General features: G+C 64.6%; 25 protein-coding genes. 18 read left to right on the top strand and 7 right to left on the bottom strand.

Annotation, left to right across the window (positions count from 1 at the left end; all coding sequences use genetic code 11):
• The first annotated feature begins 203 nt into the window (after positions 1 to 203).
• The 12 genes from VGR99_RS37720 (at position 204) to xth (ending at position 12,035) form a co-directional block, all read left to right on the top strand.
• Positions 204 to 542 carry a P-II family nitrogen regulator gene (locus VGR99_RS37720; RefSeq protein ID WP_028176997.1) on the top strand — a complete coding sequence of 113 codons (339 nt, stop codon included), beginning with the start codon at positions 204 to 206 and terminating at the stop codon, positions 540 to 542.
• A 71-nt stretch (positions 543 to 613) separates the two neighbouring features.
• Positions 614 to 1,915, top strand: coding sequence for an ammonium transporter (locus tag VGR99_RS37715; RefSeq protein ID WP_326905014.1), 1,302 nt, complete (start codon positions 614 to 616; stop codon positions 1,913 to 1,915).
• Between the two features lie 42 nt (positions 1,916 to 1,957).
• On the top strand, positions 1,958 to 2,272 hold the full coding sequence (locus VGR99_RS37710) for a metalloregulator ArsR/SmtB family transcription factor (protein WP_326905013.1): 315 nt from the start codon (positions 1,958 to 1,960) through the stop codon (positions 2,270 to 2,272).
• Complete coding sequence (locus tag VGR99_RS37705) at positions 2,269 to 2,625, top strand: SRPBCC domain-containing protein (RefSeq protein WP_326905012.1); 357 nt, start codon at positions 2,269 to 2,271, stop codon at positions 2,623 to 2,625. The genes VGR99_RS37710 and VGR99_RS37705 overlap by 4 nt, the downstream gene beginning before the upstream one ends.
• Positions 2,626 to 2,667: 42 nt before the next feature.
• Positions 2,668 to 3,270: an ATP-dependent Clp protease proteolytic subunit gene (locus VGR99_RS37700; protein ID WP_038932646.1), complete on the top strand. Its 603-nt coding sequence runs from the start codon at positions 2,668 to 2,670 to the stop codon at positions 3,268 to 3,270.
• Positions 3,271 to 3,662: 392 nt separating this feature from the next.
• Complete coding sequence (locus VGR99_RS37695; protein ID WP_008142813.1) at positions 3,663 to 4,001, top strand: P-II family nitrogen regulator; 339 nt, start codon at positions 3,663 to 3,665, stop codon at positions 3,999 to 4,001.
• Positions 4,002 to 4,041: 40 nt separating this feature from the next.
• Entirely contained in the window at positions 4,042 to 5,490 is a 1,449-nt protein-coding gene (locus VGR99_RS37690) for an ammonium transporter (RefSeq protein ID WP_326905011.1), read from the top strand.
• A 205-nt stretch (positions 5,491 to 5,695) separates the two neighbouring features.
• On the top strand, positions 5,696 to 6,100 hold the full coding sequence (locus VGR99_RS37685; RefSeq protein ID WP_326905010.1) for a GFA family protein: 405 nt from the start codon (positions 5,696 to 5,698) through the stop codon (positions 6,098 to 6,100).
• 274 nt (positions 6,101 to 6,374) lie between these two features.
• On the top strand, positions 6,375 to 7,589 hold the full coding sequence (locus VGR99_RS37680; RefSeq protein WP_326905009.1) for an aminotransferase class I/II-fold pyridoxal phosphate-dependent enzyme: 1,215 nt from the start codon (positions 6,375 to 6,377) through the stop codon (positions 7,587 to 7,589).
• A 9-nt stretch (positions 7,590 to 7,598) separates the two neighbouring features.
• Positions 7,599 to 10,088: a DNA translocase FtsK gene (locus VGR99_RS37675; protein WP_326905008.1), complete on the top strand. Its 2,490-nt coding sequence runs from the start codon at positions 7,599 to 7,601 to the stop codon at positions 10,086 to 10,088.
• Between the two features lie 152 nt (positions 10,089 to 10,240).
• Positions 10,241 to 10,996 (top strand): outer membrane lipoprotein carrier protein LolA, encoded by a 756-nt coding sequence (locus VGR99_RS37670; protein WP_326905007.1) that lies wholly within the window; start codon positions 10,241 to 10,243, stop codon positions 10,994 to 10,996.
• A 223-nt stretch (positions 10,997 to 11,219) separates the two neighbouring features.
• The gene (xth, locus tag VGR99_RS37665; protein WP_326905006.1) at positions 11,220 to 12,035 is read left to right on the top strand and encodes an exodeoxyribonuclease III; all 816 of its coding nucleotides are present in this window, start codon (positions 11,220 to 11,222) and stop codon (positions 12,033 to 12,035) included.
• Between the two features lie 105 nt (positions 12,036 to 12,140).
• Here the strand turns inward: xth and VGR99_RS37660 are convergent, their stop codons facing one another.
• Together VGR99_RS37660 and VGR99_RS37655 are read right to left on the bottom strand one after the other, a co-directional pair.
• Positions 12,141 to 12,584, bottom strand: coding sequence for a cyclic nucleotide-binding domain-containing protein (locus VGR99_RS37660; RefSeq protein WP_326905005.1), 444 nt, complete (start codon positions 12,582 to 12,584; stop codon positions 12,141 to 12,143).
• 60 nt (positions 12,585 to 12,644) lie between these two features.
• The gene (locus VGR99_RS37655) at positions 12,645 to 13,331 is read right to left on the bottom strand and encodes a response regulator transcription factor (protein ID WP_008142830.1); all 687 of its coding nucleotides are present in this window, start codon (positions 13,329 to 13,331) and stop codon (positions 12,645 to 12,647) included.
• A 203-nt stretch (positions 13,332 to 13,534) separates the two neighbouring features.
• Between VGR99_RS37655 and VGR99_RS37650 the strand changes: the two genes are divergently transcribed.
• Both VGR99_RS37650 and VGR99_RS37645 read left to right on the top strand, forming a co-directional pair.
• Positions 13,535 to 14,104: a L,D-transpeptidase family protein gene (locus VGR99_RS37650; RefSeq protein WP_326905044.1), complete on the top strand. Its 570-nt coding sequence runs from the start codon at positions 13,535 to 13,537 to the stop codon at positions 14,102 to 14,104.
• A 6-nt stretch (positions 14,105 to 14,110) separates the two neighbouring features.
• A complete protein-coding gene (locus VGR99_RS37645) occupies positions 14,111 to 14,896 on the top strand; it encodes a 2-keto-4-pentenoate hydratase (RefSeq protein ID WP_326905004.1) in 786 nt (261 codons plus the stop codon).
• 142 nt (positions 14,897 to 15,038) lie between these two features.
• Here VGR99_RS37645 and VGR99_RS37640 read toward each other — a convergent pair whose 3' ends face one another.
• Positions 15,039 to 15,728, bottom strand: a complete 690-nt coding sequence (locus VGR99_RS37640) for a YggS family pyridoxal phosphate-dependent enzyme (RefSeq protein WP_326905003.1) — start codon at positions 15,726 to 15,728, stop codon at positions 15,039 to 15,041.
• 107 nt (positions 15,729 to 15,835) lie between these two features.
• Here VGR99_RS37640 and VGR99_RS37635 point away from each other — a divergent pair, with 107 nt between their 5' ends.
• The gene (locus VGR99_RS37635; protein WP_326905002.1) at positions 15,836 to 17,539 is read left to right on the top strand and encodes a diguanylate cyclase domain-containing protein; all 1,704 of its coding nucleotides are present in this window, start codon (positions 15,836 to 15,838) and stop codon (positions 17,537 to 17,539) included.
• Positions 17,540 to 17,636: 97 nt separating this feature from the next.
• Here the strand turns inward: VGR99_RS37635 and VGR99_RS37630 are convergent, their stop codons facing one another.
• Positions 17,637 to 18,680, bottom strand: a complete 1,044-nt coding sequence (locus VGR99_RS37630) for a GGDEF domain-containing protein (protein WP_326905001.1) — start codon at positions 18,678 to 18,680, stop codon at positions 17,637 to 17,639.
• Positions 18,681 to 18,873: 193 nt separating this feature from the next.
• Between VGR99_RS37630 and leuS the strand changes: the two genes are divergently transcribed.
• The 3 genes from leuS (at position 18,874) to holA (ending at position 23,172) form a co-directional block, all read left to right on the top strand.
• Entirely contained in the window at positions 18,874 to 21,498 is a 2,625-nt protein-coding gene (gene leuS, locus VGR99_RS37625; RefSeq protein WP_326905000.1) for a leucine--tRNA ligase, read from the top strand.
• On the top strand, positions 21,485 to 22,036 hold the full coding sequence (lptE, locus tag VGR99_RS37620; RefSeq protein WP_326904999.1) for an LPS assembly lipoprotein LptE: 552 nt from the start codon (positions 21,485 to 21,487) through the stop codon (positions 22,034 to 22,036). Before leuS ends, lptE begins: the two co-directional genes overlap by 14 nt.
• Positions 22,037 to 22,143: 107 nt before the next feature.
• On the top strand, positions 22,144 to 23,172 hold the full coding sequence (gene holA, locus VGR99_RS37615) for a DNA polymerase III subunit delta (protein WP_326904998.1): 1,029 nt from the start codon (positions 22,144 to 22,146) through the stop codon (positions 23,170 to 23,172).
• 304 nt (positions 23,173 to 23,476) lie between these two features.
• Here the strand turns inward: holA and VGR99_RS37610 are convergent, their stop codons facing one another.
• The 3 genes from VGR99_RS37610 to rsmG form a co-directional block, all read right to left on the bottom strand.
• The gene (locus tag VGR99_RS37610; RefSeq protein WP_326904997.1) at positions 23,477 to 24,364 is read right to left on the bottom strand and encodes a ParB/RepB/Spo0J family partition protein; all 888 of its coding nucleotides are present in this window, start codon (positions 24,362 to 24,364) and stop codon (positions 23,477 to 23,479) included.
• 149 nt (positions 24,365 to 24,513) lie between these two features.
• On the bottom strand, positions 24,514 to 25,368 hold the full coding sequence (locus VGR99_RS37605) for a ParA family protein (RefSeq protein WP_326904996.1): 855 nt from the start codon (positions 25,366 to 25,368) through the stop codon (positions 24,514 to 24,516).
• A gap of 28 nt (positions 25,369 to 25,396) precedes the next feature.
• Positions 25,397 to 26,170, bottom strand: a complete 774-nt coding sequence (gene rsmG, locus VGR99_RS37600) for a 16S rRNA (guanine(527)-N(7))-methyltransferase RsmG (protein ID WP_414645219.1) — start codon at positions 26,168 to 26,170, stop codon at positions 25,397 to 25,399.
• Positions 26,171 to 26,178 lie beyond the last annotated feature (8 nt).

The raw sequence follows: 26,178 nt of genomic DNA, 5'->3' as shown, positions 1-26,178 counted from the left end.
GGGACGCTTCGGTTCACCGCATCCATGCCAAAAACGCATTGTGAGGGATGAACGGATGCCCTGTACAGAGGCGGCCGTTCACATGGCCAAACGTTTTTCCGCTTCAATCTGCAACTTTTTTATGCCATTTGCCCGGAAAGATGCCAGATTGACGCTGCGCCGGGGACATACGGCGCGGCGCATCCCGGGGAATAGGCCTGACCATGAAACTCGTCGTCGCGATCATCAAACCGTTCAAGCTCGATGAGGTCCGCCAGGCCCTGACGGCGATCGGCGTCCACGGCATGACCGTGACCGAGGTGAAGGGCTATGGCCGCCAGAAGGGCCACACCGAGATCTATCGCGGCGCGGAATATGTCGTGAACTTCCTGCCGAAGCTGCGGATCGAGATCGCGGTCGCCTCCGACGTCGCCGACAAGGCGGTCAGCGTCATCACCGCGACGGCGCGCACCGGGCAGATCGGCGACGGCAAGATCTTCGTCACGCCGATCGACCACGCGCTGCGCATCCGCACCGGCGAAACCGACAGCGACGCGCTTTAAAAAACTTCTTTCGATCGCACCGGGCAACGACGCCACAGCGTGCGACGCCAATTGATGCCGGGGGGAACGACATGGCGGGATTGTTGCGCCGCGCAGCTGCTATGGCTGCGCCGATCGGATTTGTGTCCGCTTTCGCCGCTCCAGCGCACGCAGCGAGCTCCGAGATCAACACCGCCGACACCGCCTGGATGATCGTCGCCACCGCCTTGGTGCTGATGATGACGATCCCGGGGCTCGCGCTGTTCTACTCCGGCATGGTGCGCAAGAAGAACGTGCTCGCGACCATGGCGCAGAGCCTCGCGGCCGTGACGATCATCTCCATTCTCTGGGTCGCGTTCGGCTATTCGCTCTGCTTCGTCGGCGACGGGCCGTGGATCGGCTCGCTCGACCGCTGGTTCCTCGCAGGCATGACGATGGACAGCGTCAATCCGGCGGCGAAGACCATCCCGGAAGCGTTGTTCATGCTGTACCAGATGACGTTTGCGATCATCACGGTGGCGCTGGTCGCGGGCTCCGTGGCCGACCGGATGCGGTTCTCCGCTTATCTGTTGTTCTCCGTCGCCTGGTTCATCTTCGTCTACATTCCGCTGGCGCATTGGGTGTGGGGCGGCGGCTTCCTCGCCAGCATGGGCGTGATGGATTTCGCCGGCGGCCTCGTCGTGCATCTGTCGGCCGGCACCGCCGGCCTCGTCGCCGCCAAGGTGATGGGACGCCGCCACGGCTACGGCACCGAAAATCTCTCGCCGTTCGACCTGTCGCTCGCCGTGATGGGCACCGGCCTGTTGTGGGTCGGCTGGTTCGGCTTCAACGGCGGCTCGGCGGGCGCGGCCAATTCGCGCGCGGTGCTGGCGATCATCGCGACGCATCTTGCCGCCTGCTCCGGCGCGCTGACCTGGGGTGCGATCGAATGGTCGACCCGGCGCAAGCCATCGGTGCTCGGCATGATCTCCGGCGCTGTTGCCGGCCTTGGCACCATCACGCCGGCCTCTGGCTTCGTCGCGCCCTGGCATGGCATCGTGATCGGCATCGTCGCCGGCGCGGTCTGCTACTGGGCCTGCACCTGGCTGAAGCACCGCTTCAACTATGACGACTCCCTCGACGTGTTCGGCGTCCACGGCATCGGCGGCCTGACCGGAACCTTGCTGGCCGGCGTGTTCGCAACTAGCGCGATCGGCGGCACCGCCGGCCTGCTCGAGGGCCATCCGCAGCAGCTCCTGATCCAGCTCTACGGGGTCGCCGTCACCTTCGTCTGGGCGGCAGGCGTCAGCTTCATCCTGCTCAAGCTGGTCGGCCTGTTCGTGCCCTTGCGCGTGTCCCGTGAGCACGAACTCGAGGGGCTGGATATTTCGCAGCACGGCGAAGCGCTGCAGTAATCGGGGCTTGCGCGACACATAAGCACGTGCTTATGTGTCGACATGATTGAAGCCGACATCTTCAAGGCACTGGCCGACCCGACGCGCCGAAAGGTCTTTGAGAAGCTCGCTGGCGGCAGCCTGAATGCCAGCGCCTTACGCGACGGTTTGGAGATCAGCCAGCCGGCGATGTCGCAGCATCTCGCCGTGCTGCGCGAGGCAGGCCTCGTGCGCGAGCAGCGGCAGGGCCGCTTTGTGAACTACGAAGTCGACCCGGACGGAATCGTCGCCATCGCGGCATGGCTCGCGCGTTATCGCGCCTACTGGCCGAAGCGCATGGAAGCACTCGCTGACCTCCTGAAGGACATGGATCAATGAGCGACGCCGTGAAGCCCGATCGTCCCGACGCAGACCTCGTGCTCGAATACGAATTCGATGCGCCACCGGCAAAGGTCTGGCGCGCCGTGACCATTCCGGCTTTGCGCGAGCGCTGGCTGCCGGATTGCGACCTTGCCGATGCCGAGCCGGAAGCAACGATCACAGGCGAAGAGGTGCGCTACCGGCTGCGCGATTCCGAGCCGCCATTTCGCGAAAGCCACGTCATCTTCCGGATCGAGCCGAACGAAGACGGAGGCACCCGCATCAGCATCATCCAGCAGGCCTGCGACGATGACACGAAGCTGCCGCAGCCGGCCAACAGCAATTGCTGCCTGATGCGCGCCGCGGCCTGACACCAACCAACCTTTCATCACCTGCAGACATGGAGGTCGCCGATGCGCGACATGCTTCAGCTCGTCCCTATGGTCGTCGAACAATCCGCCCGCGGCGAACGATCCTTCGACATCTACTCGCGACTCCTGCGCGAGCGCATCATCTTCCTCAACGGCGAGGTCAATGACGCCATGTCCGGACTGGTCTGCGCGCAATTGCTGTTCCTGGAAGCGGAGAATCCGAACAGGCCGATCAATCTCTACATCAACTCCTATGGCGGCGTGGTCACCAGCGGGCTCGCGATGTACGACACCATGCAGTTCATCAAGGCGCCGGTTCACACGCTGTGCATGGGCACCGCGCGCTCGATGGGCTCGTTCCTGCTGATGGCCGGCGAGCCCGGTCACCGCGCCGCCCTGCCCAATGCCAGCCTTCACGTCCATCAGCCACTCGGCGGCTTCCAGGGCCAGGCGTCCGACATCCTGATCCACGCCAACGAAATGCAGGAAACCAAGCGACGCATCACCCGGCTCTACGCGCAGCACTGCGGGCGCACCGAGGCGGAGGTGGAACGGACCCTGGACCGCGACCACTTCATGACCGCGCAGCAGGGGGTCGAGTGGGGATTGATCGACCGGGTCTTTGCTGAGCGCGAGGCCGCCTGATCGTCCAGGTCGATTGCGCATATCCCGTGAGCACGCCGCGAGCCGCTTCGATATTTCGCGGCACGGCGAAGCCCTGCAATAGGCGATCGCCCTACTTAATTACCTTTTGACTGCCCGACGCCTGTGCAACATTGTGTCGGCGGCCTGTCATGCCGGTATTTTGAGCAGACCTGACCACGTTTTGAGCGCGACGTAATAGCGCACTGCACCGCAATACGCGCCAAACGCGAAAACACCCGTTTTCATAGTCCGTTAGGCAACACGTCCGATCTGGCACGGCATTTGATTCTAAGGGTCCCGGCTGTGCCCGCGTAGTGAACTTCTCCCTCGTGGCGAACCAGTCGAGAAACGCCCGGCCACGTCCGGACCGGGCCCAAGCGGGGATAGGACCCATGAAAATTGTTATGGCGATTATCAAGCCATTCAAGCTGGAAGAAGTCCGTGACGCCCTGACCGCCATCGGCGTTCACGGTCTTACGGTGACGGAAGTCAAGGGATATGGCCGCCAGAAAGGCCATACGGAAATCTATCGCGGCGCTGAATATGCCGTGAGCTTCCTGCCCAAGATCAAGATCGAGGTCGCTGTCGCCTCCGACCAGGTCGACAAGACCATCGACGCCATCACGTCCGCCGCGAAAACCGGACAGATCGGTGACGGCAAGATCTTCGTCATCAACCTCGACCATGCGGTTCGCATCCGCACCGGCGAGGCCGATGCGGCGGCCCTCTGATTTCGCGCTCAACCTTCTTATCCAATCAGGAGTGAATAAAATGACGTTTAAGCGTCCCTATGGCGCGGGATTGGCGGCTCTTGCAGTCGGCCTGTTCGCTGCGACCGCAGCCTATGCCGAGCCAACGGTCAACAAGGGAGACAACGCCTGGATGCTGACATCGACAGTGCTCGTGCTGTTGATGACGATCCCCGGCCTCGCGCTGTTCTACGGCGGCCTCGTCCGTTCCAAGAACATGCTCTCCGTTCTGATGCAGGTGTTCTACACCGTCTGCGTCGTCACCGTGATCTGGGCCGTCTACGGCTACAGCCTCGCCTTCACCGGCGGTTCCGACTTCATCGGCGGCTTCTCGAAGGCCTTCATGATGGGCGTCACCACCGACTCGAAGGCCGCGACCTTCTCGGTCGACGCCAACATCTCGGAGCTCATCTATATGTGCTTCCAGATGACCTTCGCGGCGATCACGCCCGCCCTCATCGTCGGCGCCTTCGCCGAGCGCATGAAGTTCTCGGCGATCGCCCTGTTCATCCCGCTCTGGGTCACGCTGATCTACTTCCCGATCGCGCACATGGTCTGGTACTGGCCGGGCCCGGACGCGATCCAGGACGCTGCCAAGGCTCTGGCTGCGGCGGGTGATGCGGCGGCGAAGACTGCGGCTCAGGCCAAGCTCGACGAGATCAACGCCGACGCCGGCTGGATCTTCAAGAAGGGCGCGATCGACTTCGCTGGCGGCACCGTGGTGCACATCAACGCCGGCATCGCGGGCCTCGTCGGCGCTCTCTTGATCGGCAAGCGCGTCGGTTACGGCAAGGAGCTGATGGCTCCGCACTCGCTGACCATGTCGATGATCGGCGCCTCGCTGCTCTGGGTTGGCTGGTTCGGCTTCAACGCCGGCTCCAACCTCGAAGCCAACGGCGGCGCTGCCCTCGCCATGACCAACTCCTTCGTCGCCACCGCAGCCGCCGCGCTGTCGTGGATGTTCGCGGAGTGGATCGTGAAGGGTCACCCGTCGGTGCTCGGCGTCATCTCCGGCGCTGTCGCGGGCCTCGTGGCCGTCACGCCTGCCGCCGGCTTCTCCGGTGTCATGGGCGCGATCGTCCTCGGCCTGATCGTCGGCGTGGTCTGCCTGTTCTTCTGCACCGTCGTGAAGAACGCGCTCGGCTACGATGACAGCCTCGATGTGTTCGGCGTGCACTGCGTCGGCGGCATTGTCGGCGCCCTCGGCACCGGCATCCTCGTCAACCCCGCCCTCGGCGGCGCCGGCATCATCGACTACACCGCGATCCCGCCGAAGGTTGCCGATTACGACTTCGCGGCGCAGATGATCTCCCAGATCTGGGGCGTCTGCACCACGCTGGTGTGGTCGGGCATCGGTTCGGCGATCCTCTACAAGGTCGTCGATGTGATCGTTGGCCTCCGCGCCAATGTCGAGAGCGAGCGTGAAGGCCTCGACATCACCGAGCACACCGAGCGCGCCTACAACATGTAACTCTCCTCCCGGGCGCGGCTCTCCTCGGGGCCGCGTCCACAACTACGGTTTGGGCACATACCCGGCAATGCCCCGACCGTTGAGGGGCTCCAGCGCAAGTTGGAGCCCCTTTCTTTTTGGCGGGTGTGAAGAAGAAAAGGATTGCCATTCCAGATTGCCGGCGCAGAAATATCGACCACAACGAACAACAAAACGGGAGGTCGTCATGCGTTTGGAAGGCGGATGCTATTGCGGCGAAGTGCGCTACGTGGCTGAGGGCGATCCGATGATGCAGGCCCAGTGTCATTGCCGCGAGTGCCAGTACATCTCGGGCGGCGCGCCCAACACCTTCATCGCGATGCCGGCGGACGGCTTCAGCTACATCATCGGACAACCCAAGCAGTTCACGCGCAAGGATCTCGAGCGGGCGGTGACGCGCGAATTCTGCCCCGAATGCGGCACGCATCTGGTGACCAAGGTTCCAGGCCTGCCTGCCGCGATCCTGAAGGTCGGCACGCTGGACGAGCCGGAGCAGTTCCACCCGCAGATGGCGATCTACACCTGCGACAAGCAGGAGTTCCACGCGATCCCCGCAGGCATGGCGACGTTCGAGAAGCTGCCGGGGCATTAGGCCGAGACCGCGATCGGCACATCACCAGACGACGACCGACGCGCGGCCGATCATGCCGCCGCGCGAGCGGGGTGGCGGCTGTTCCGTATACAATCACCGGCAAGGCTCCGCCCGCCGGGCCGGAACCTCTCATCTGGGTTACGGAAATGACTCTTGATGGCGCGGAAAGCCGATGGTTAATCGCGTCTTAACCTCGCCCTATCTATGGTGAACTGAACCGTTTCCCGCCGGCGCTTTCGTGCGACCGGCCGTTCCAAGAGTACTGGCGCCCAGAATGGTCATGACCGCTTCAACCCGTGCGCCGCTGGACGGTGGAAGCTCCAACAACGCACGCTCGCCCTTCGTCCGGCTGAACGAGTTGCTGGCGCCGCATCAACCCGGCAAGCCCTTGATTTCGCTCGCGGTCGGCGAGCCGCAGCATCCCGTGCCCGACTTCGTCGGCCCGGTGCTGGCCAAGCACATCGCCGATTTCGGCCGTTACCCGATGAACCAGGGCACCGAGCCGTTCCGCCAGGCCGCGAGCGCCTGGCTGTCGTCGCGCTTCAGGCTGCCGCGGCCGCTCGACCCCAAGGCCGAGATTCTCGTCCTCAATGGCAGCCGCGAGGGGCTGTTCCTCGCCGCGATCGCAGCCGCGCGCTATGTCGGCCCGCGTCCGGGCAAGCCGGCCATCCTGATGCCGAACCCGTTCTACCCGGTCTATGGCGCCGGTGCCCTCGCAGCCGCCTGCGAGCCGGTCTATCTGCCGACCACCGTCGAAAACGGTTTTCTGCCCGATCTCGACGCCATCGACGAGGCGACGCTGGCGCGCACGGTGGCGTTCTATCTGGCTTCGCCCGCCAATCCGCAGGGCTCGGTCGCCAAGCCCGACTATTTCAGGCGATTGAAGCAGCTCGCCGATCGCTACGGCTTCATGATCCTCAGCGACGAGTGCTATTCGGAGATCTACACCCGCGAAGCACCGGGCAGCGCGCTCGAATGCGCTGGCCCCGATTTCACCCGCGTGGCTGCGTTCCAGTCGCTGTCGAAGCGCTCCAACCTCCCGGGCCTGCGCGTCGGCTTCGCCGCCGGCGACAAGAAGTTCATCGGCATGTTCCTGGAGCTGCGCAACATCGCGGCGCCGCAGGTGCCGGTGCCGCTTCAGCATGTCGCGACCTTTGCCTATGGCGACGAAGCGCATGTCGAGGAGAACCGCAGGCTCTACCGGATCAAGTTCGATCTCGCCGACCAGATCATCGGCAACCGCTACGGCTATCGCCGGCCCGACGCCGGCTTCTGCGTCTGGCTCAACACGTCCGAGATCGGCGACGACGTGTCGGTGTGCCTGAAGCTCTTCACCGAAGCAGGCGTGCGCGTGGTGCCCGGCAGCTTCCTGGCACGGCAGCAGCCGGACGGCTTCAATCCCGGTGCCGGCTACATTCGCCTCGCACTGGTGCAGGATAGCGAGACCACGGCGCAGGCGCTGCACCGGCTGGTCGAAACTCTGGGTTAGGCGGGGCCCATGAGCATGTCGGCAATCGAACGTGTCATTCCACTGGTCGGCCATCTGCCGCCCTCGCTCCGCGAGGGGCTGGCGCGGCGCATGCGCGAGCTCACCGGCCTTGGCCTGATCGCCCTGGCGGGTGTCGCCTCGGCGGCGCTGATGACATGGTCGGTGCAGGACCCCAGCCTCAGCCACGCGACCTCGCGGCCGATCCGCAACATTCTCGGCTATGCCGGCGCGATCGGCGCCGACCTTGCGATGCAGATCCTCGGGCTCGGCGCGATCATGCTGGTCCTGACCGTCGCGGTCTGGGGCTGGCGCATGATGACCCATCGCCCGTTCGACCGCGAGGCGCTGCGGCTCGGCTCCTGGATTCTCTGCACGGTGATTGCGGCCGGCTTTGTCAGCTGCTGGCCGCATGGCGGCGCCTGGCCGCTGCCGACCGGCCTCGGCGGCGTGGTCGGCGACGCTCTGGTGCGCGCGCCCGCGGTGATCTTCGGACCACCAGGCACGATCTATCGCACCGTGCTCGGCGTGATCCTGTTCGCGGGTATGGCCGCGACCTTCCTGATCGCCTGCGGCCTCGGCGCGCGCGAGCACGACGAAGAGCTCGCCGAGATCGAGGATGACGACAAGCCGCTCGACGAGGACGAGGAGAGCGATCGCGGCTCGGTGTCGCTCGGCTGGCTGTTCCATGCGCTGATGAGCACCAAGGCGCGGCTGATCTGGCTGTGCGGTGCCGCCTACCGCTCGCTGGTGTCGAGCGGACCGAAAACCAAGGCCGTCGCATTCAGCCGCCAGGAGCCCAATCTCGGCGGCGGCCGCGCTGCGCCCTCGATCTCGCCGCAGGCCGAGGACGAGGATTACGAGGACGAGCACGAGGAAGAAGAAGAGGAAGGCGAGGAGGAGGAAGAGGAAGAAGAGGAGCCCGCCGCGCGCGCGCCGAAGAAGAAATCTGCGCCGAAGGCCGCTTCCAAGAAGGGCTCCGACAAGTTCGATCTTCCGTCCGTCTCCATGCTGGCCGCGCCGAAGGCCGGCGATCGCCAGCCGCTCAGCAAGGCCGAGCTGGAAACCAATTCGCGCGCGCTCGAAGGCGTACTGCAGGACTTCGGCGTCCGCGGCGAGATCGTGAAGGCCAATCCGGGTCCCGTCGTCACGCTGTACGAGCTGGAGCCGGCGCCCGGCATCAAGTCGTCGCGCGTGATCGGTCTTGCCGACGACATCGCCCGCTCGATGAGCGCGCTGTCGGCGCGCGTCGCCGTCGTGCCCGGCCGCAACGCCATCGGCATCGAGCTGCCGAACGCGCATCGCGAAAAGGTTTATCTGCGCGAGCTGCTGGTGGCTAAAGAAGCGACCGACACGGTTGCGAAGCTGCCGCTCTGCCTCGGCAAGACCATCGGCGGCGACCCCGTCATCATCGACCTCGCGCGCACGCCGCACATGCTGATCGCCGGCACCACCGGCTCCGGCAAGTCGGTCGCCATCAACACCATGATCCTCAGCCTGGTCTACCGGCTGCGGCCGGACCAGTGCCGCCTGATCATGGTCGATCCGAAGATGCTCGAACTCTCCGTCTATGACGGCATTCCCCATCTGCTCACGCCCGTCGTGACCGACCCGAAGAAGGCGGTGGTCGCGCTGAAATGGGCCGTGCGCGAGATGGAAGAGCGCTACAAGAACATGGCCAAGCTCGGTGTGCGCAACATCGACGGCTACAACACGCGCCTCGGCGAATTGAAGGCCAAGGGCGAGGAGCCGACGCGCACCGTGCATACCGGCTTCGACAAGGAGACCGGCAAGGCGATCTACGAGGAAGAGAAACTCTCGCTCGATCCGCTGCCCTACATCGTCATCATCGTCGACGAAATGGCCGATCTGATGATGGTCGCCGGCAAGGACATCGAAGGCGCGGTGCAGCGCCTCGCGCAGATGGCGCGCGCGGCCGGCCTGCATGTGATCCTCGCGACGCAGCGTCCGTCGGTGGACGTCATCACCGGCACCATCAAGGCGAACTTCCCGACCCGCATCGCCTTCCAGGTCACCTCGAAGATCGACAGCCGCACCATCCTCGGCGAAATGGGCGCCGAGCAACTGCTCGGCCAGGGCGACATGCTCTACATGGCGGGCGGCGGCCGCATCAGCCGCGTGCACGGACCTTTTGCTTCCGACGAGGAAGTCGAGAAGGTAGTGCGTCACCTCAAGACCCAGGGCCAGCCGGAATATCTCGAGGCGGTCACGGCCGAGGAGCCGACCGAGGACGAGGACGGCGCGGTGTTCGACGCGACCGGCATGGGCGGAGATGGCGGCGGCGACCTCTTCCAGCAGGCTGTTGCGATCGTCAAACGCGACCGCAAGGCCTCGACCAGCTACATCCAGCGCCGCCTGCAGATCGGCTACAACCGCGCTGCCTCGCTGATGGAGCGCATGGAACTGGAAGGCATCGTCGGCCCCGCCAACCACGCCGGAAAGCGCGAGATTCTGGTCGAGGAAGAAGACAGCCATATGTGAGGCGAGGGGCTTCAAAACATAATTTCACGCGAAATCGTTATCTGCTTTTGCCCGAAATCACGTTAAAAAGGCGCCCAGCCACACAGGACGACGCGTTGATCAGACATCCGGACATTCGATTCGCTGCCACCATTGCTGCGCGAAGCGCGCGCGTGGCCGGCGTGCTTCTCGTCACCGCCGCGATGGTGACTGCCGCGTCGTTCGCGCAGAGCGTCCCCGTGCCCAAACCCGCGCCGAAGGGCCGTGATGGCGGAGCCTCCGCCGGCGGGCCCTCCGTCACCGGCGCGACGCAGGCGCCGCCGAATCCGGTGATCCCGGACCCGCGCCGCAACGTGCCGAGCAGCATCTTCCAGACCTTCGACGCCAACCAGAAGGCGCAGGCCGCCAAGGTCAGCGCCTATCTGTCCTCGCTCCAGACGCTGGTCGGCAATTTCGTCCAGGTCGGGCCGGACGGCAGCAAGACGCAGGGCGATTTCTACATTCAGAAGCCCGGCAAGGTGCGCTTCGAATATGACGCGCCAAGCCCGATCGACATCGTCGCAGACGGATCTTCGCTGGTGGTGCGCGACCGCAAGCTCGCGACCCAGGACGTCTATCCGCTGTCGCAGACGCCGCTGCGCTTTCTCTTGTCCGACCGCATCGACCTGATGAAGGACACCAACGTCGTCAACGTCTCGGCCGACGACGTCTTCGTCAGCGTCACCATCGAGGAGAAGCAGGCGCTGGTTGGCACCAGTCGTCTCTTGCTGATGTTCGGCGCCAAGGACGGCCAGCTCAAGCAGTGGACCGTCACCGATCCGCAGGGCTACGACACCACGATCGCGGTCTACAATCTGGATTCGACCAAGAAGCTCGATCCCGGCATGTTCAAGATCGATTTCACCAATTACGGCCCGTCGCCGGGTTAGCTCGGTCTCGTGTCCCGGACGCGGCGCAGCGCGCAGCGGTGCGGCGCAGAGCCGGGACCCAGAATGCCGCGCAGACGGGCCCCGGCTCTGCAGCGCGTCACTTCGTGCCGCGCAGCGTCCGGGGCACGAGAGAGTTCGTCCGGCCATTCGCAGGGAAAAGACGGTGGGCACGGCGCTTTGCGCCTTTGCCCACCCTGCGAGAGCTTGCTAAGACGCATTTCCCATGCGTTTTTCCCTGACAACCTGGAACATCAACTCGGTGCGGCTGCGCATCGATCTCGTCGCGAAGTTTCTCAAGAGCGCGCGGCCGGATGTGCTGTGCCTGCAGGAAACCAAGTGCATCGACGATGCCTTTCCGCTGAAGCGCTTCAAGCGGCTCGGCTATGAGCACGTCGCGCTGAACGGACAGAAGGGCTATCACGGCGTCGCCATCGTCTCGAAGATTCCATTCGAATCCACCGACATCCGAACCTTCTGCGACAAGGTGGATTCGCGCCACATCTCGGTGTCGTTCGGCGAGAAGGCGAACATCGCAAAGCCGCTGGTGCTGCATAATTTCTACGTGCCCGCCGGCGGCGATATTCCCGATCCCGCGTTGAACGAGAAGTTCGACCACAAGCTCCGCTTCCTCGACGAGATGAAGGCGTGCGAGCCGCTGCATCCGCGCGGCGAGGATCGCCACATCCTGGTCGGCGACCTCAACGTCGCGCCGCACGAGAACGACGTGTGGTCGCACAAGCAGCTTCTCAAAGTCGTCTCGCACACGCCTGTCGAAACCGAGAAGCTGAAGGCCGCGCTCGAAGCCGGCGAGTGGATCGACGTCGCGCGCGACCGCATTCCGTTGTCGGAGAAGGTCTATACCTGGTGGAGCTACCGCTCCGCCGACTGGACCGTCGGCGATCGCGGCCGCCGGCTCGACCACATCTGGGTGTCGCGCGCGCTGAAGGAAGCGGTCCAGGATTTCAAGATTCTGCGCGATGCGCGGAGCTGGGAACGGCCGTCGGACCATGTGCCCGTGACGGTGACGCTGGACGTTTGAGGTTCCGTAGCCCGGATGGAGCGCAGCGAAATCCGGGACGGTCTTTCCGGAGGCGCGAATCCCGGATTACGGCTGCGCTCCATCCGGGCTACGAGGCTGCGATCTTCAGCTCGTCAGCTTCGCGCCCGCCATCAGGATATCGCTGGCGATCTGGCTGGAGCGCACTGCGAATTCATCACGAAGACGAACCGCGGCGGCGGGATCGCTTTCGAGCACACGCTGGAACAGGCTGCGCGCGACGCGGATGACGGAGGAATGCTCCAGCGCAGTCGCGCTCGACGGCCGCTTCATCGGCACCACCAGCGCAAGCTCGCCGATCAGCGCGCCGGGACCTGCGATCATCTCGGCGCCGGCGCCATCATCGACGCGGAAGGCGCCGCGCTGGACCACGTAGCCGGCATCGGCGTCGTCACCGAGATTGAACAGGACATCGCCGCGAACGAAGTTACGCTGCTCCGAGCCGATCGCCAGCATGCGCAACGAGGCGTCTCCCAACAGGCGCAGTGTCGGGACACGCTCCAGTAGCGCTACGTCGTCGTCGATTGACATTCCGGTCCGAAGCTCGAGGAACGCGCGAATTTACGACGAATCGCGCGTTTCCGGAACGTATCACGGCACCAGCTTGTAGCCACCGGCTTCCGTCACCAGGATTTCCGGGTTGGCGGCGTCCTTCTCGATCTTCTGGCGGAGGCGGTAGATGTGGGTTTCCAGCGTGTGGGTGGTGACGCCGGAATTGTAGCCCCAGACCTCCTGGAGCAGGGTCTCGCGCGACACCGGCATCTGGCCGGCGCGGTAGAGAAAGCGGAGGATCGCCGTTTCCTTCTCGGTGAGGCGGACCTTGCGCGCATTGGCCGCGGTCAGCATCTTCGAACCGGGACGGAAGGAGTAGGGGCCGACCGAGAACACAGCGTCCTCGCTGGCTTCGTGCTGGCGGAGCTGCGCGCGGATGCGGGCCAGCAACACCGCGAAACGGAAGGGCTTTGCGACGTAGTCGTTGGCGCCGGATTCAAGGCCCAAAATCGTGTCGGAATCGGTGTCGTGCCCGGTCAGCATGATGATCGGGGCCTTGAAGCCACCCTTGCGCAGGGAGCGAACCACCTCGCGGCCGTCGGTGTCGGGAAGCCCGACATCCATCAGGACGAGATCGGGGGAATTGGCCTTTGCGGCGCTGGCGCCCTTGGCGCCGGTATCGACGGCAGAGGCTTCAAATTCTTCGTGCAGCGATAATTGCTCCACCAACGTGTCGCGCAGATCGGTATCGTCATCCACGATCAGGATCTTGCGGGCATTGGCCATAGGGGGTCATCCTTTTGGAGTCCGACGAGGCGCGCAACCATGCTGCACCAAGCCGCGAGGGGAAGTTTAGGGGTCGCGCTTATTATTGTTATTCGTGTTGAAGTAGTGGGCTGTTACCGATTCACAAGCCAGAACCACTCTAACTCAAAATAGCAGGGCGTTTTGATGAATGTCCTGTAATGAATTCGACATCGCCCGTTCACATGAAAAACAAAGCTGTGTCAGCCGCTTATACCCGAAATCGGAGCTCCGGACCACTGTCCGCGATCCGCGTTAAGCCTGCCGCCGGGAATCCGCGCCGGGGCTGGCTGACCGCCGGAGCGCTGACGACTCCGGTGGCGCTGGGGCGCGGCGGCATCCTGGCGAACAAGCGCGAGGGCGATGGCGGCACCCCCAGGGGCAGCTTCCACCCCCGGCAATTGTGGTGGCGGGGCGACCGGCACAGCCGGCCGCAGACCTTTTTACCGGCAAGGCCGATTGGCGACACCGACGCCTGGTGCGAGGACCCCAAAGACCGCCATTACAATCAGGCGATCCGGCTGGGCCGGGAGCAGGGCGGTGACCGGCTCAAGCGGGCCGACCATCTCTATGACTTCATCATCGAAATCGACCACAACACCAGGCCTCGGATCGCCGGCCGCGGTAGCGCCGTGTTCCTGCATCTGGCGCGCGATAATTTCGGACCGACCGCGGGCTGCGTCTCGATGACCAGGGCGGCGATGCTACAATTGCTGCGACGACTGGGACCAAGAACAAAAATCATCATCGGGTGAGGACACATGCTCGACAGGGATCAGATCGCCACAGCATCCAACGTCCTGGTCAAGCATTGGCGTGACGGCACCAAGCTCGACGCGCTTGAGCCCAAGTTGCGGCCACAGAGCCGCGCTGATGGCTATGCGATCCAGGCCGTCCTCGAAACGCAATCGCTCGGAAAACTGTTTGGCTGGAAGATCGCCGCAACCAGCGAAGCCGGACAGAAGCACATCAATGTCGCGGGACCGCTCGCGGGGCGCATCATGAGCGACACCGTGATCGCCGATGGCGGCACCGCGTCGATGAAGGGCAACGAGATGCGCGTCGGCGAGCCCGAATTCGCCTTCCGCATGGGACGCGATCTGCCGCCGCGCGCGATACCGTACAGCGTCGACGAGGTGCTCGCCGCCGTCGAGACCTTGCATCCCGCGATCGAGATTCCCGACTCGCGCTTTGCCGACTTCGCCGGCGCCGGCGAAGCGCAGCTCATCGCCGACAATGCGTGCGCGCATCTGTTCGTGCTGGGCGCAGCAACGTCAGCGAACTGGCGCGCGATGGATCTCGTCGAGGAGCGGCCGCAGATCACGCTGCGCGGCCAGCACTACACCGGTCATGGCAAGAACGTGCTCGGCGATCCCCGCGTCGCGCTCGCCTGGCTCGCCAACGAACTGCGCGGGCTCGGCATCATTTTGCGGGCAGGGGAGGTGGTGACGACGGGCACATGCCATCCGCCGCTGCCGATCCAGGCCGGCGATCATTTTGCGGTGGACTTTGGCGTGCTGGGGAAGGCGTCGGTGGGGTTTGTGTAGGCCTCGCCGTCATTGCGAACGAAGCGACGACCCGTAGCCCGGATGGAGCGAAGCGCAATCCGGGGACGCTGGTAGCTGGAAGCGATGCCGGTCCCGGATTTCGCTTCGCTCCATCCGGGCTACGCACCGGCGCAAATAGCTTCTACCGATGCCCGAAGATCGCGCTCCCGACGCGCACATGGGTGGCGCCCAACATGATGGCTGTCGCGAAATCCGCGCTCATGCCCATCGACAGGTTCTTCAAGCCGTTGCGCTCCGCGATCTTGGCCGTGAGCGCGAAATGCGCCGCCGGCGGCTCGTCCACCGGCGGGATGCACATCAGGCCTGAAATCGTCAGCCCGTAGGTGTCGCGGCAGCTCGCGAGAAAGGCGTCGGCCTCGCCAGGCGCGACGCCGGCCTTCTGCGGCTCCTCGCCGGTGTTGATCTGGACGAAGAGCTGCGGGTGCTTTTTCTGGGATTCGATTTCCTTGGCTAACGCCTGGCAAATGCTCGGGCGGTCGACCGAATGGATGGCATCGAACAGCGCAACCGCCTCCTTGGCCTTGTTGGATTGCAGCGGCCCGATCAGATGCAGCGCGATATCGGGGTGGATGGACGTTAACGCCGGCCACTTGCCCTTGGCCTCCTGCACGCGATTCTCGCCGAATACGCGCTGTCCGGCGGCGATGACCGGGATAATTGCATCGGCGTCGAACGTTTTCGAGACCGCGATCAGCGTGACGGAGGCGCGATCCCGGCGCGCTTCCTTGCAGGCGCGTGCAATTTCGGCCTCGACCGCGGCGAGCGCGTTTGGTGAATGGCCGGTTACCGGCGCTACGTTTTCATCTGTCATGACGACGATTGCTTACGATCGTAACCGAGGTAAGTCCAATTTTACCGAGTTCAAGAAAGAGTTTTTGAACCCTTCGCTTTACCTTGCCCGCGGGGTGGGTAGCGAAGATGGCAAACGTCAGTTTCAACCGCAAACGAGTGAAACTCAAGCAGCTTCTCGGAATCCGGGCGCGGCTTGCGTTGCTCGCGGTGATTCTGGTGACGCCCTTGATGTTCGAGCGGATCCGCTCACTCGAGGACACGCGCGCCAAGCAGATCGCGCAGGCCGCTGCTGAGTTCACCAATATTGCACGGCACAGCGCCGATGCGCAGCGCGAGGTGATCTCGTCGGTCGAGACCATCCTTAAATCCGAGGCCTTCATTCGCGCGTCCGCCGGCGGCATCACCAAGAGCTGCGACGTGCTGCGCGCGAGCCTGCCGTCGAACCTTCCCTGGATCCGCACGCTGTTGATCGCCGGCCAGGACGGACGCATCCAGTGCGCCACCAACAACATGTATGTCGGCCTCGATCTCAGTGACCGGCCGTACTTTCAGCAGGCGCAGGAAACCGGCCGTTTCGTGCTGAGCGATTTCATCCTGTCGCGCCCGGTGCCGTCGCCGACAGTCATGGCGGTCTATCCGGTGTCCGCGTTCAGCGGCGTCACTGACGCCGTCGTGCTCGCCACCGTGAACCTCGACTGGATGTCGAAGGTCATGAACAATCTCGGCGGCCGCGCCGGCATTACCGCCGTGCTGGTCGACAGCGCCGGGACCGTGCTAGCCGCACCGGCCGATCAGCACGGCGCGATCGGCCGCCCGCTCGACAACATGCCGCTGATGTCGGCGATCGCCGACAAGGCGCTGCGGTCGGACCAGGACGAGGGATCGTTGTCTTTCCTCGCCGCCGACGGCTCCCGCCGCGCGGTCAGCTACATCCGCATCGCCGGCACCAATGCCCGCCTGATCGCCAGCATCGACGAGGACAAGGTGTCCGCGGCGGTGAGCCGCGACATCCGCACCGCCTATCTTCAGCTCGCCTTCGTCGTGCTGTTCGTCCTGCTCGGCGCGCTGATCGCCGCCGAGAAACTCGTGATCAAGCCGATCGAGATGCTGGCCGACATGGCCAAGCGCCTTGGCGAGGGCGACCTCTCGGCGCGCGCCGCGCGCAACCGCCTGCCGTCCGAATTCGTGCCGCTGGCCCGCGCCTTCAACGCGATGGCCGCGCAGCTCAGCCAGCGCGAGCGCGAGCTGATCGCCAGCAACGACCGCCTGACGGTGATGGCCTCAATCGACATGTTGTCGGGCCTCGCCAACCGCCGCGGCTTCCAGAGCCGGCTCGATTTCGAATGGATGCGCGCACAGCAATATAACAGCGAGCTCGCACTGCTGATGATCGACGTCGATCACTTCAAGCTGTTCAACGACACCTACGGCCATCTCGAAGGCGATTCCTGCCTGACGAGACTCGGCGAGTCGCTCTCCGGTATTGCCGCCGACACGATGGGCTTTGCGGCCCGCTATGGCGGCGAGGAATTCTGCCTGCTGCTGCCGAACACCGATGTGAACCGCGCTGTCGAGATCGGCGAGCTGGTGCGCGCGGCGGTGCTGAAGCTCTGCCTGCCGCACATCACTTCGGCCCACATGATCGTCACGGTCTCGATCGGCGTTGCCGCGACGAAGCCCAACGAGACGCTGCGCCCCGGCGATCTCATCGAAGCCGCCGACGCCGCGCTCTACGCCGCCAAGCACCGCGGCCGCAACAACGTCGTCGAGCACGGCGTGCAGGCGATCGAGAACGGCGGCACCGCGATGATGCTCGCGGCCAGCGCCTAAAGCGCGATGAGATTAGGATGAATCGTCATCGCGCTTTAGGTTGTTGTTTAAGCATGATCTTTTCGGAAAACCGCTGCGCACTTTTCCGGATCATGCTTTAGCCCGCAGCTCCCGCGCGATCGAGCTCGATCTCCGTCACCACGCGATTACGGCCGCCACCCTTGGCGAGATAGAGCGCGCGGTCGCAGCGCTCGATGAGGTCGGTGACGGATTCACCCGCCCGGTACTGCGCCACGCCGATCGACACGCTGATGCCGGGCAGGGTCTCGCCGGTCGAGCGCCGCGTGATGGTGCATTCGGCGATCGCGCACCTGATGCGCTCGGCGATCTCGGTGCAGGTGGCGAGATCGGCATCGGGCAGTACCGCGATCAGCTCCTCGCCGCCATAGCGGGCCGGCAGATCCTGCTCGCGCACCTTTTCACGCAGCACCTTGGCCATCAGGCGCAGCACCTGATCGCCGACGCCATGGCCAAAACTGTCGTTGAAGGTCTTGAAGTGATCGATGTCGAGCAGGAGCACGCTGAGCGGCTCGCCCCAGTCCGCCGTCGTCTGCGCCTTGCGCAGGAACTCGTCGAGCGCCCGCCGGTTTGCAAGGCCCGTCAGGGTGTCGGTCCGGGCGCGCTCCTCCGACCTCGAGAGCGAATCGCGGATCACGTCGAGCTCGCGGGTCTTTTCGGCAAAGCCCGCCTCGAGCCGCGTCGCCCGCGTGGCGGCGCGCGCCAGCTCGTTCATGAGCTGGGCCACCAGCGCCTTCGGATCGACGCCGGCCTTGCCCTGGTCGGCGACCTCGCTGATCGCCTTGATCTGCGAGTGGTTGTCGGCGATCGCGGTTGCCAGAAACTCCTTCGCCGTCCCCATCAGGGCGTGCAGCCGCTCGGACGTGACGACGACGGCGCTCACCTGGGGGGCGACGTAGGTCTCGAACAGGTCCTGATTGGTGCGGGTGTCGAAGGGACGGTTGTGATCGATCAGGAGATCGACGGCGTTGCGAAGATCGTCATGGCTGCCGGCGAAATATTGGAACCAGATCGCGAAATTGGTCGGCGTCGGCGGAATCTGCTGCTCGGCCATGCTCCGCATCGCCCGTCCGGCGATGGACGCGGCATAGTCGTAATCGGGATCGTCGAAGCCTGAATCCATCGCCTGGCGCGGGTGCTGTTGGCGGCCAAATTCGCACCGACCCCTTAATCCGATCCCAATACCCTCCTCCGTACTTTTGCGGAGCAGCATTGCGGGGCGCCAGCGCCTGCGGCAACCCATTGACCCCCCGAGGACTTCTATGGCCTAGTCCGGCCTCTTTAGACGGCCGAATCCAACAAAACCCAACGATTCCATGACCTCCGAACGCTACAACGCCCGCGACGCCGAACCGCGCTGGCAGGCTGCCTGGGACCAGCAGGCGATCTTCGTCTCGAAGAACGACGATTCGCGCCCGAAATACTATGTGCTCGAGATGTTCCCTTACCCGTCCGGGCGCATCCATATCGGCCATGTCCGCAACTACACGCTCGGCGACGTGCTGGCCCGCTTCATGCGCGCCAAGGGGTTCAACGTGCTGCACCCGATGGGCTGGGACGCGTTCGGCCTGCCGGCCGAGAACGCCGCCATCGAGCGCAAGGTCGCCCCGAAGGCCTGGACCTACGACAACATCGCCGCGATGAAGAAGCAGCTCCGCTCGATCGGGCTGTCGCTGGACTGGAGCCGCGAATTCGCGACCTGCGACCCCAGCTACTACAAGCATCAGCAGAAGATGTTCCTGGACATGCTCACCGCCGGCCTCGCCGAGCGCGAGAAGCGCAAGCTCAATTGGGATCCGGTCGACATGACCGTGCTCGCCAACGAGCAGGTGATCGACGGCCGCGGCTGGCGCTCCGGTGCCGTTGTCGAACAGCGCGAGATGAGCCAGTGGGTCTTCAAGATCACGAAGTACTCGCAGGAACTGCTGTCGGCCCTGGATGGGCTGGACCGCTGGCCCGACAAGGTGCGGCTGATGCAGCGCAACTGGATCGGCCGCTCCGAGGGCCTGTTGGTCCGCTTCGCGCTGGATGCGGCAACCACGCCCGCCGGCGAAAGCGAGCTGAAGATTTTCACGACGCGCCCGGACACGCTGTTCGGCGCGAAGTTCATGGCGATCTCGGCGGATCATCCGCTGGCGCAGGCCGCCGCAGCGAAGAACCCAAAGCTTGCGGAGTTCATCTCCGACATCAAGAAGATCGGCACCGCGCAGTCGATCATCGACACCGCGGAGAAGCAGGGTTTCGACACCGGCATCCGCGCGGTGCACCCGTTCGATCCGAGCTGGAAGCTGCCGGTCTATGTCGCCAACTTCGTGCTGATGGAATACGGCACCGGCGCGATCTTCGGCTGCCCCGCGCATGACCAGCGCGACCTCGACTTCGTCAACAAGTACAATCTCGGCAACACGCCCGTTGTGTGCCCCGAGGGCCAGGACCCGAAGACGTTCGTCATCACCGACACCGCCTATGACGGTGACGGCCGCATGATCAATTCGCGCTTCCTCGACGGCATGACGATCGACCAGGCCAAGGACGAAGTCGCAAAACGCCTGGAAAATGAGCTGCGCGGCAACGCGCCGGTCGGCGAGCGGCAGGTGAATTTCCGCCTGCGCGACTGGGGCATTTCGCGCCAGCGCTATTGGGGCTGCCCGATCCCGGTGATCCATTGTCCGAAGTGCGACGTGGTGCCGGTGCCGGATGCAGACCTGCCGGTGGTGCTGCCGGAGGATGTGAGCTTCGACAAGCCGGGCAACGCGCTGGATCATCATCCGACGTGGAAGCACGTCACCTGCCCGAAATGCGGCGGCAAGGCGCAACGCGAAACCGACACCATGGACACCTTCGTGGACTCGTCCTGGTACTTCGCGCGCTTCACCGATCCCTGGAACGAGACCGCGCCGACGACGCCCGCCGTCGTCAACCGGATGCTGCCGGTCGACCAGTATATCGGCGGCGTCGAGCACGCGATCCTGCATCTGCTCTACAGCCGCTTCTTCACCCGCGCGATGAAGGCGACCGGGCACGTCACGCTGGACGAGCCGTTCGCCGGCATGTTCACGCAGGGCATGGTGGTGCACGAGACCTACCAGAAGGCCGACGGCAGCTGGGTGCAGCCGGCCGAGGTGAAGATCGAAGGCGCCGGCAATGACCGCCGCGCGAGCCTGCTTGCGACCGGCGAAGACATCCAGATCGGTCCGATCGAGAAGATGTCGAAGTCGAAGAAGAACACGGTCGACCCCGACGACATCATCGCAACCTACGGCGCCGACGTCGCCCGCTGGTTCATGCTGTCGGACTCCCCGCCCGACCGCGACGTGATCTGGAGCGACGAGCGCGTCCAGGGCGCCTCGCGCTTCGTGCAGCGGCTGTGGCGGCTGGTGAACGATGCGGTGGAACTCGGCAAGGCCGCCCCCGCGGCCCGGCCGTCCTCGTTCAGCGACGACGCGCTCCTCCTGCGCAAGGCCGCCCACGGTGCGCTCGACAAGGTCACCACCGGCGTCGAGCGGCTGCATTTCAACGTCTGCCTCGCCCATATTCGCGAGTTCACGAATATTTTCTCGGAGGTGCTCCAGCGCCCCGGCCAGCCGGCCGCGGACTTGGCCTGGGCGATCCGGGAAGCCAGCCAGATCCTGGTCCAGCTGTTCTCACCGATGATGCCGCATCTGGCCGAGGAGTGCTGGCAGGTTCTGGGCCACTCCGGGCTGGTTTCGGAGGCCAATTGGCCCCAAATCGAACGCGATTTGCTGGTTGAAGACAGCGTGACCCTGGTGGTCCAGGTCAACGGCAAGAAGCGGGGTGAGGTCACAGTTGCAACAGCGGCCCAGAATCCGGAAATCGAGGCTGCCGTTTTGGCCCTCGATGCGGTAAAGCTGGCCCTGGACGGCAAACCCGTCCGCAAGGTGATTATCGTCCCCAAGAGGATCGTGAATGTTGTCGGCTAGGATCCGCATCGCAGCCCGCTTGCTGGCGGTCGCCGCTCTGGCGGCGCTGACGGCTGGCTGCTTCCAGCCGATGTATGCCGAGCATACCGACGGCACCCCCGGCCTGCGCGAGAAGCTGATGGGGGTCGACCTTCCGCCGATCAACAAGCCGAATGCCTCCCGCGAAGCCCGCGTCGGCGTCGAGGTCCGCAACGCCCTCGCCTTCAAGCTCTACGGCACCGCCACGGGCATGCCGCCGACCCACCGTCTGGAGATCCGCTTCACCTCCAGCAAATCGTCGCTGATCCTCGACCCCGCGACCGGCCTGCCGAACAGCGAAAACTATGGCATCGACGCCCAGTACAATCTGATCGAGGTCGTCAGCGGCAAGTCGGTGATGACCGGCACCACGTTCTCGCGCGTGTCCTATGACATGCCCGGCTCCTACCAGCGCTTCGCCCGCAACCGCGCCGTGCGCGATGCGGAAGATCGTGCCGCCAACGAGATCGCCGAGAACATCACGACCCGGCTCGCCTCGTTCTTCACCGCGGGCACGTAAGTCACACCTGTCATTCCGGGGCGCCCGAAGGGCGAACCCGGAATCTCGATCCCTAACCTCTGGATTCCGGGTTCGCGCTGCGCGCGCCCGGAACGACGATCTAGATCATGGTCGCGCTGCGCGGAAAAGAGATCGACGCCTTCCTCGCCCGCCCCGATGCGGGCCGTCCGATCATCCTGCTGTACGGTCCCGATGCCGGCCTCGTGCGCGAGCGCGCGGATGCGCTGATCGCCTCCGCCGTCGACGATCCCAACGATCCGTTCGCAATGGTCAAGCTCGACGGCGACGAACTCTCCGCCGAGCCGTCGCGCCTGGTCGACGAAGCCATGACGGTGCCGCTGTTCGGCGGCCGCCGCGCCATCCGCATCCGCGCCGGCTCGCGCAGCTTTGCCAGCGGCGTCGATACGCTGGCCGAGATGAACGTGAAGGATTGCCGCATCGTGATCGAGGCCGGCGAGCTGCGCCCGGAATCGCCGCTGCGCAAGGCCTGCGAGAAGGCCAAGACGGCGGTCGCAATCGGCTGCTATCCCGACACCGAGCGCGACCTCGCCAAGCTGATGGAAGACGAACTCCGCATCGCGAATTTGCGGATCGCACAGGATGCCCGCGCCGCGCTGATGTCGTTCCTCGGCGGTGACCGCCAGGCCTCGCGCAATGAGCTGCGCAAGCTGACGCTCTATGCCCATGGCAAAGGCGAGATCACGCTGGACGACGTGATGGCCGTGGTCGCCGATGCGTCCGAGCTGAAGCTCGATCCAATCGTCGACGGCGCCTTCGCCGGCCGGCCCGACATCGTCGAGACCGAATTCGCAAAGGCCATGATCGCCGGCACCTATCCCGGCGTGATCATCTCCGCAGCACAGCGCCAGGCCGCGTGGCTGCACAAATCCGCGCTCGCCATCGCCGACGGCACGCCGGCCTCCGCCGTGCTCGACGGCGGATATCCACGGCTGCATTTTTCAAGGAAGCCCGCAGTGGAGACGGCGCTGCGCAATTTCAGTGTAACGAGGCTCGCCGCCGTGATCGAGCAGCTCGCCACCGCCGCGCTCGACACCCGCAAGCAGTCCACGCTCGCCGCCGCCATCGCCCAGCGCACGCTGATGGCGATCGCCGCGAATGCGAAGCGGCGGGGGTAGGCGCAGTCTCTCCACGTCATTGCGAGCGAAGCGAAGCAATCCAGAAACCCTCCGCGGAGAGACTCTGGATTGCTTCGTCGCTTGCGCTCCTCGCAATGACGATGTGGAGAGAGATGCGCGTCTCAATGACGGCGTTAGTTCCTCATCCTGAGGAGCGCGCTTTTGCGCGCGTCTCGAAGGATGGAAGGCCCGGGCCCTCGCCCTTCGAGACGCCGCTTCGCGGCTCCTCAGGGTGAGGGGATAGACTGCTTATATCGCGGGAGATTCCGGGTCCCGCGTCGCGAGCCCGGAACGGAAGCCGAGACTACAACGCGCCCTTGGCCAGCCGCTTCATCACCTCGTCGAGCTGGTCGAGGTTGCGATAGTTGATCTGCACGGAGCCGCCGGGGTCGCGGTGATTGACGGTGACCTTGAGACCGAGCGCATCGCTGACGCGCTTCTCGAGATCAATCGTGTCGGGGTCCTTTTCCTTGCCTCCGCTGGCGCGCGCCTTCTGCGGCTTGCGCTCGGGCACGCCCTCTTCATGCGCGAGCGCTTCGGCCTGGCGGACGTTGAGGCCTTCCTCGACGATGCGCTTGGCCGACGCAACCGGATCGGGCACGCCGATCAGCGCGCGGGCGTGGCCGGCGGTCAGGTCGCCACTCGTGATCAGGGCCTGCACCTCGGCCGGCAGCTTGGTCAGCCGCATCATATTGGCGATGTGGCTGCGGCTCTTGCCGACGACCTTTGCGATGTCGTCCTGGCTGCGTTTGAACTCGTTGGCGAGCGCGTGATAGCCGAGCGCCTCTTCCATCGGGTTGAGATCTTCGCGCTGCACGTTCTCGACGATCGCGAACTCCAGCGCATCGCTGTCGCTGATGTCGACCGGCACGATCGGCACTTCGTGCAGGCCGGCGATCTGCGAGGCGCGCCAGCGCCGTTCGCCGGCGATGATCTCGTAGCGATCCTGCGCGCCCTTCACCGGACGCACCACGATCGGCTGGATCACGCCGTGCTGCTTGATGGAATCGCTGAGCTCCCGAAGCTCGGTGTCGGAAAACGTGCGGCGCGGATTGCGCGGGTTCGGCTTGATGAACTCGATCGGCACCTTGCGCTGCGCGCGCGGACGATCGACATGCTGGGCCTCGCCGCCGACATCACCGATCAGACTTGCAAGACCCCGGCCCAGTCGCGAACGCGCTTCATCGGCCATCGCCAGCTCCCTTGGATTCACGGTGCAGCACTCCAGAACTGAATTGTCGTAACTTGTAGGATGGGTAGAGCGAAGCGAAACCCATCGCTGTTCGTACGTGCGATGATGGGTTTCGCTGCGCTCTACCCATCCTACGAATCAACGTCGCTTCAATGCGTGACGCGCAGCTCGCGCTCGCGCTGGATCACTTCGGTGGCGAGCCGCAGGTACGCTTCGCTGCCGACGCATTTGAGATCGTAGACCAGCACCGGCTTGCCGTAGGACGGCGCTTCCGAGATGCGCACGTTGCGCGGGATCATGGTCTTGTAGACCTTCTCGCCCATGAACTGGCGGACGTCGGCGACGACCTGGTTCGACAGGTTGTTGCGCGAGTCGAACATGGTCAGCACGATGCCGTGGATCGACAGGTTCGGGTTCAGCGTCGAGCGCACCTGCTCCACCGTCTGCAGCAATTGCGACAGACCTTCGAGCGCGAAGAACTCGCACTGCAGCGGCACCAGGATCGCGTCCGACGCGGCCATCGCGTTCACCGTGAGCAGGTTGAGCGAGGGCGGGCAGTCGATCAGCACATAGGTGTAGTCGGCCTCCGGCGAGACGTTGTTGTTGAGCGCGCCGATCGCATCGCGCAGCTTGAAGGCGCGGCCGGGCGTGGTGCCGAGCTCGAGCTCGAGGCCGGAGAGGTCCATGGTCGAGGGCGCGATGTGCAGCCGCGGCACCGCGGTCGAGACCAGCGCTTCACGCAGCGGGGCTTCGCCGATCAGCACGTCATAGGTCGAGCAGGAGCGGTTGCGGCGATCGATGCCGAGGCCGGTCGAGGCGTTGCCCTGCGGATCGAGATCGACGATCAGGACGCGCTCGCCAATCGCTGCGAGCGCCGTGCCGAGGTTAATCGCTGTGGTTGTTTTCCCCACGCCGCCCTTCTGATTGGCCAGCGCCAGGATGCGCGGGTGGCCATGCGGGACTTCTGCGGTCTGCTCTTGCTGCGGCTCGTCAATCACGGTCATCGAAATCCCCACTCAACCCCTGAACGTCTCACCCGCGCCGTTCAACTGAAGTTAGCTCGACGATCCACCCATCGCCGGTGCGGCTTTGGTGGAGCTGCGGCTGAATATTCCAATATTTAGCGGCTTCGGTCAATTCAACCTCTACATCTTGACCCTTGAGAAACAACGCCTTTGCGCCCTGGCGCATCAGCGGCTCCGCAAAGCCGATAAGTTGATGTAGCGGAGCCAGCGCACGCGCGGTGACGCAATCGACGGGGCCGGTGATTCTATCCACATTATCCCCGATCTCAGCGAGATGTACGACTCCCGGAGATGTGGTGACGCGGATTGCTTCGCGCAAAAACGCAGCCTTCTTGGCGATTCGCTCGACCAGATGAACCTTGGCATCCGGCGTCCCTGCCATGGCACAGGCGAGCACGACGCCGGGAAAGCCGCCGCCGCTGCCGAGGTCGGCCCAGCGCTTTGCGGTTGGCGCGAGATCGACGAGCTGAAGCGAATCGGCGATGTGCCGGGTCCAGAGGTTTGGCAGGGTCGAGGGCGCGACCAGATTGGTCTTGGCCTGCCATTCCCGCAGCAGCGCAATGTAGCGATCGAGCCGTGCCTCTGTTTCATGTGAAACGGGAGCGAGCTTCAACGCCGCGCGCTTGTCGGCGGCGATGATGGAGTCGAGCGCCTGATCGTTGGCGCTGGCCTTGTCGATCCTCGGTTTGGCCGGCGCCGGCTCAGGCCGACGACCGCCGCCCTCACCTGCTCCGGGTCGTCGGGATAGCGGCCTGTCCCCGCCCGGTCCGCGCTGTTTCACGTGAAACG

It is taken from the genome of Bradyrhizobium sp. (assembly GCF_035935975.1).
In the GTDB taxonomy this organism is placed as follows: Bacteria; Pseudomonadota; Alphaproteobacteria; order Rhizobiales; family Xanthobacteraceae; genus Bradyrhizobium.
The sequence above is the reverse complement of the archived record's forward strand: the minus strand, read 5'-3'. Positions and strand labels throughout refer to the sequence as shown.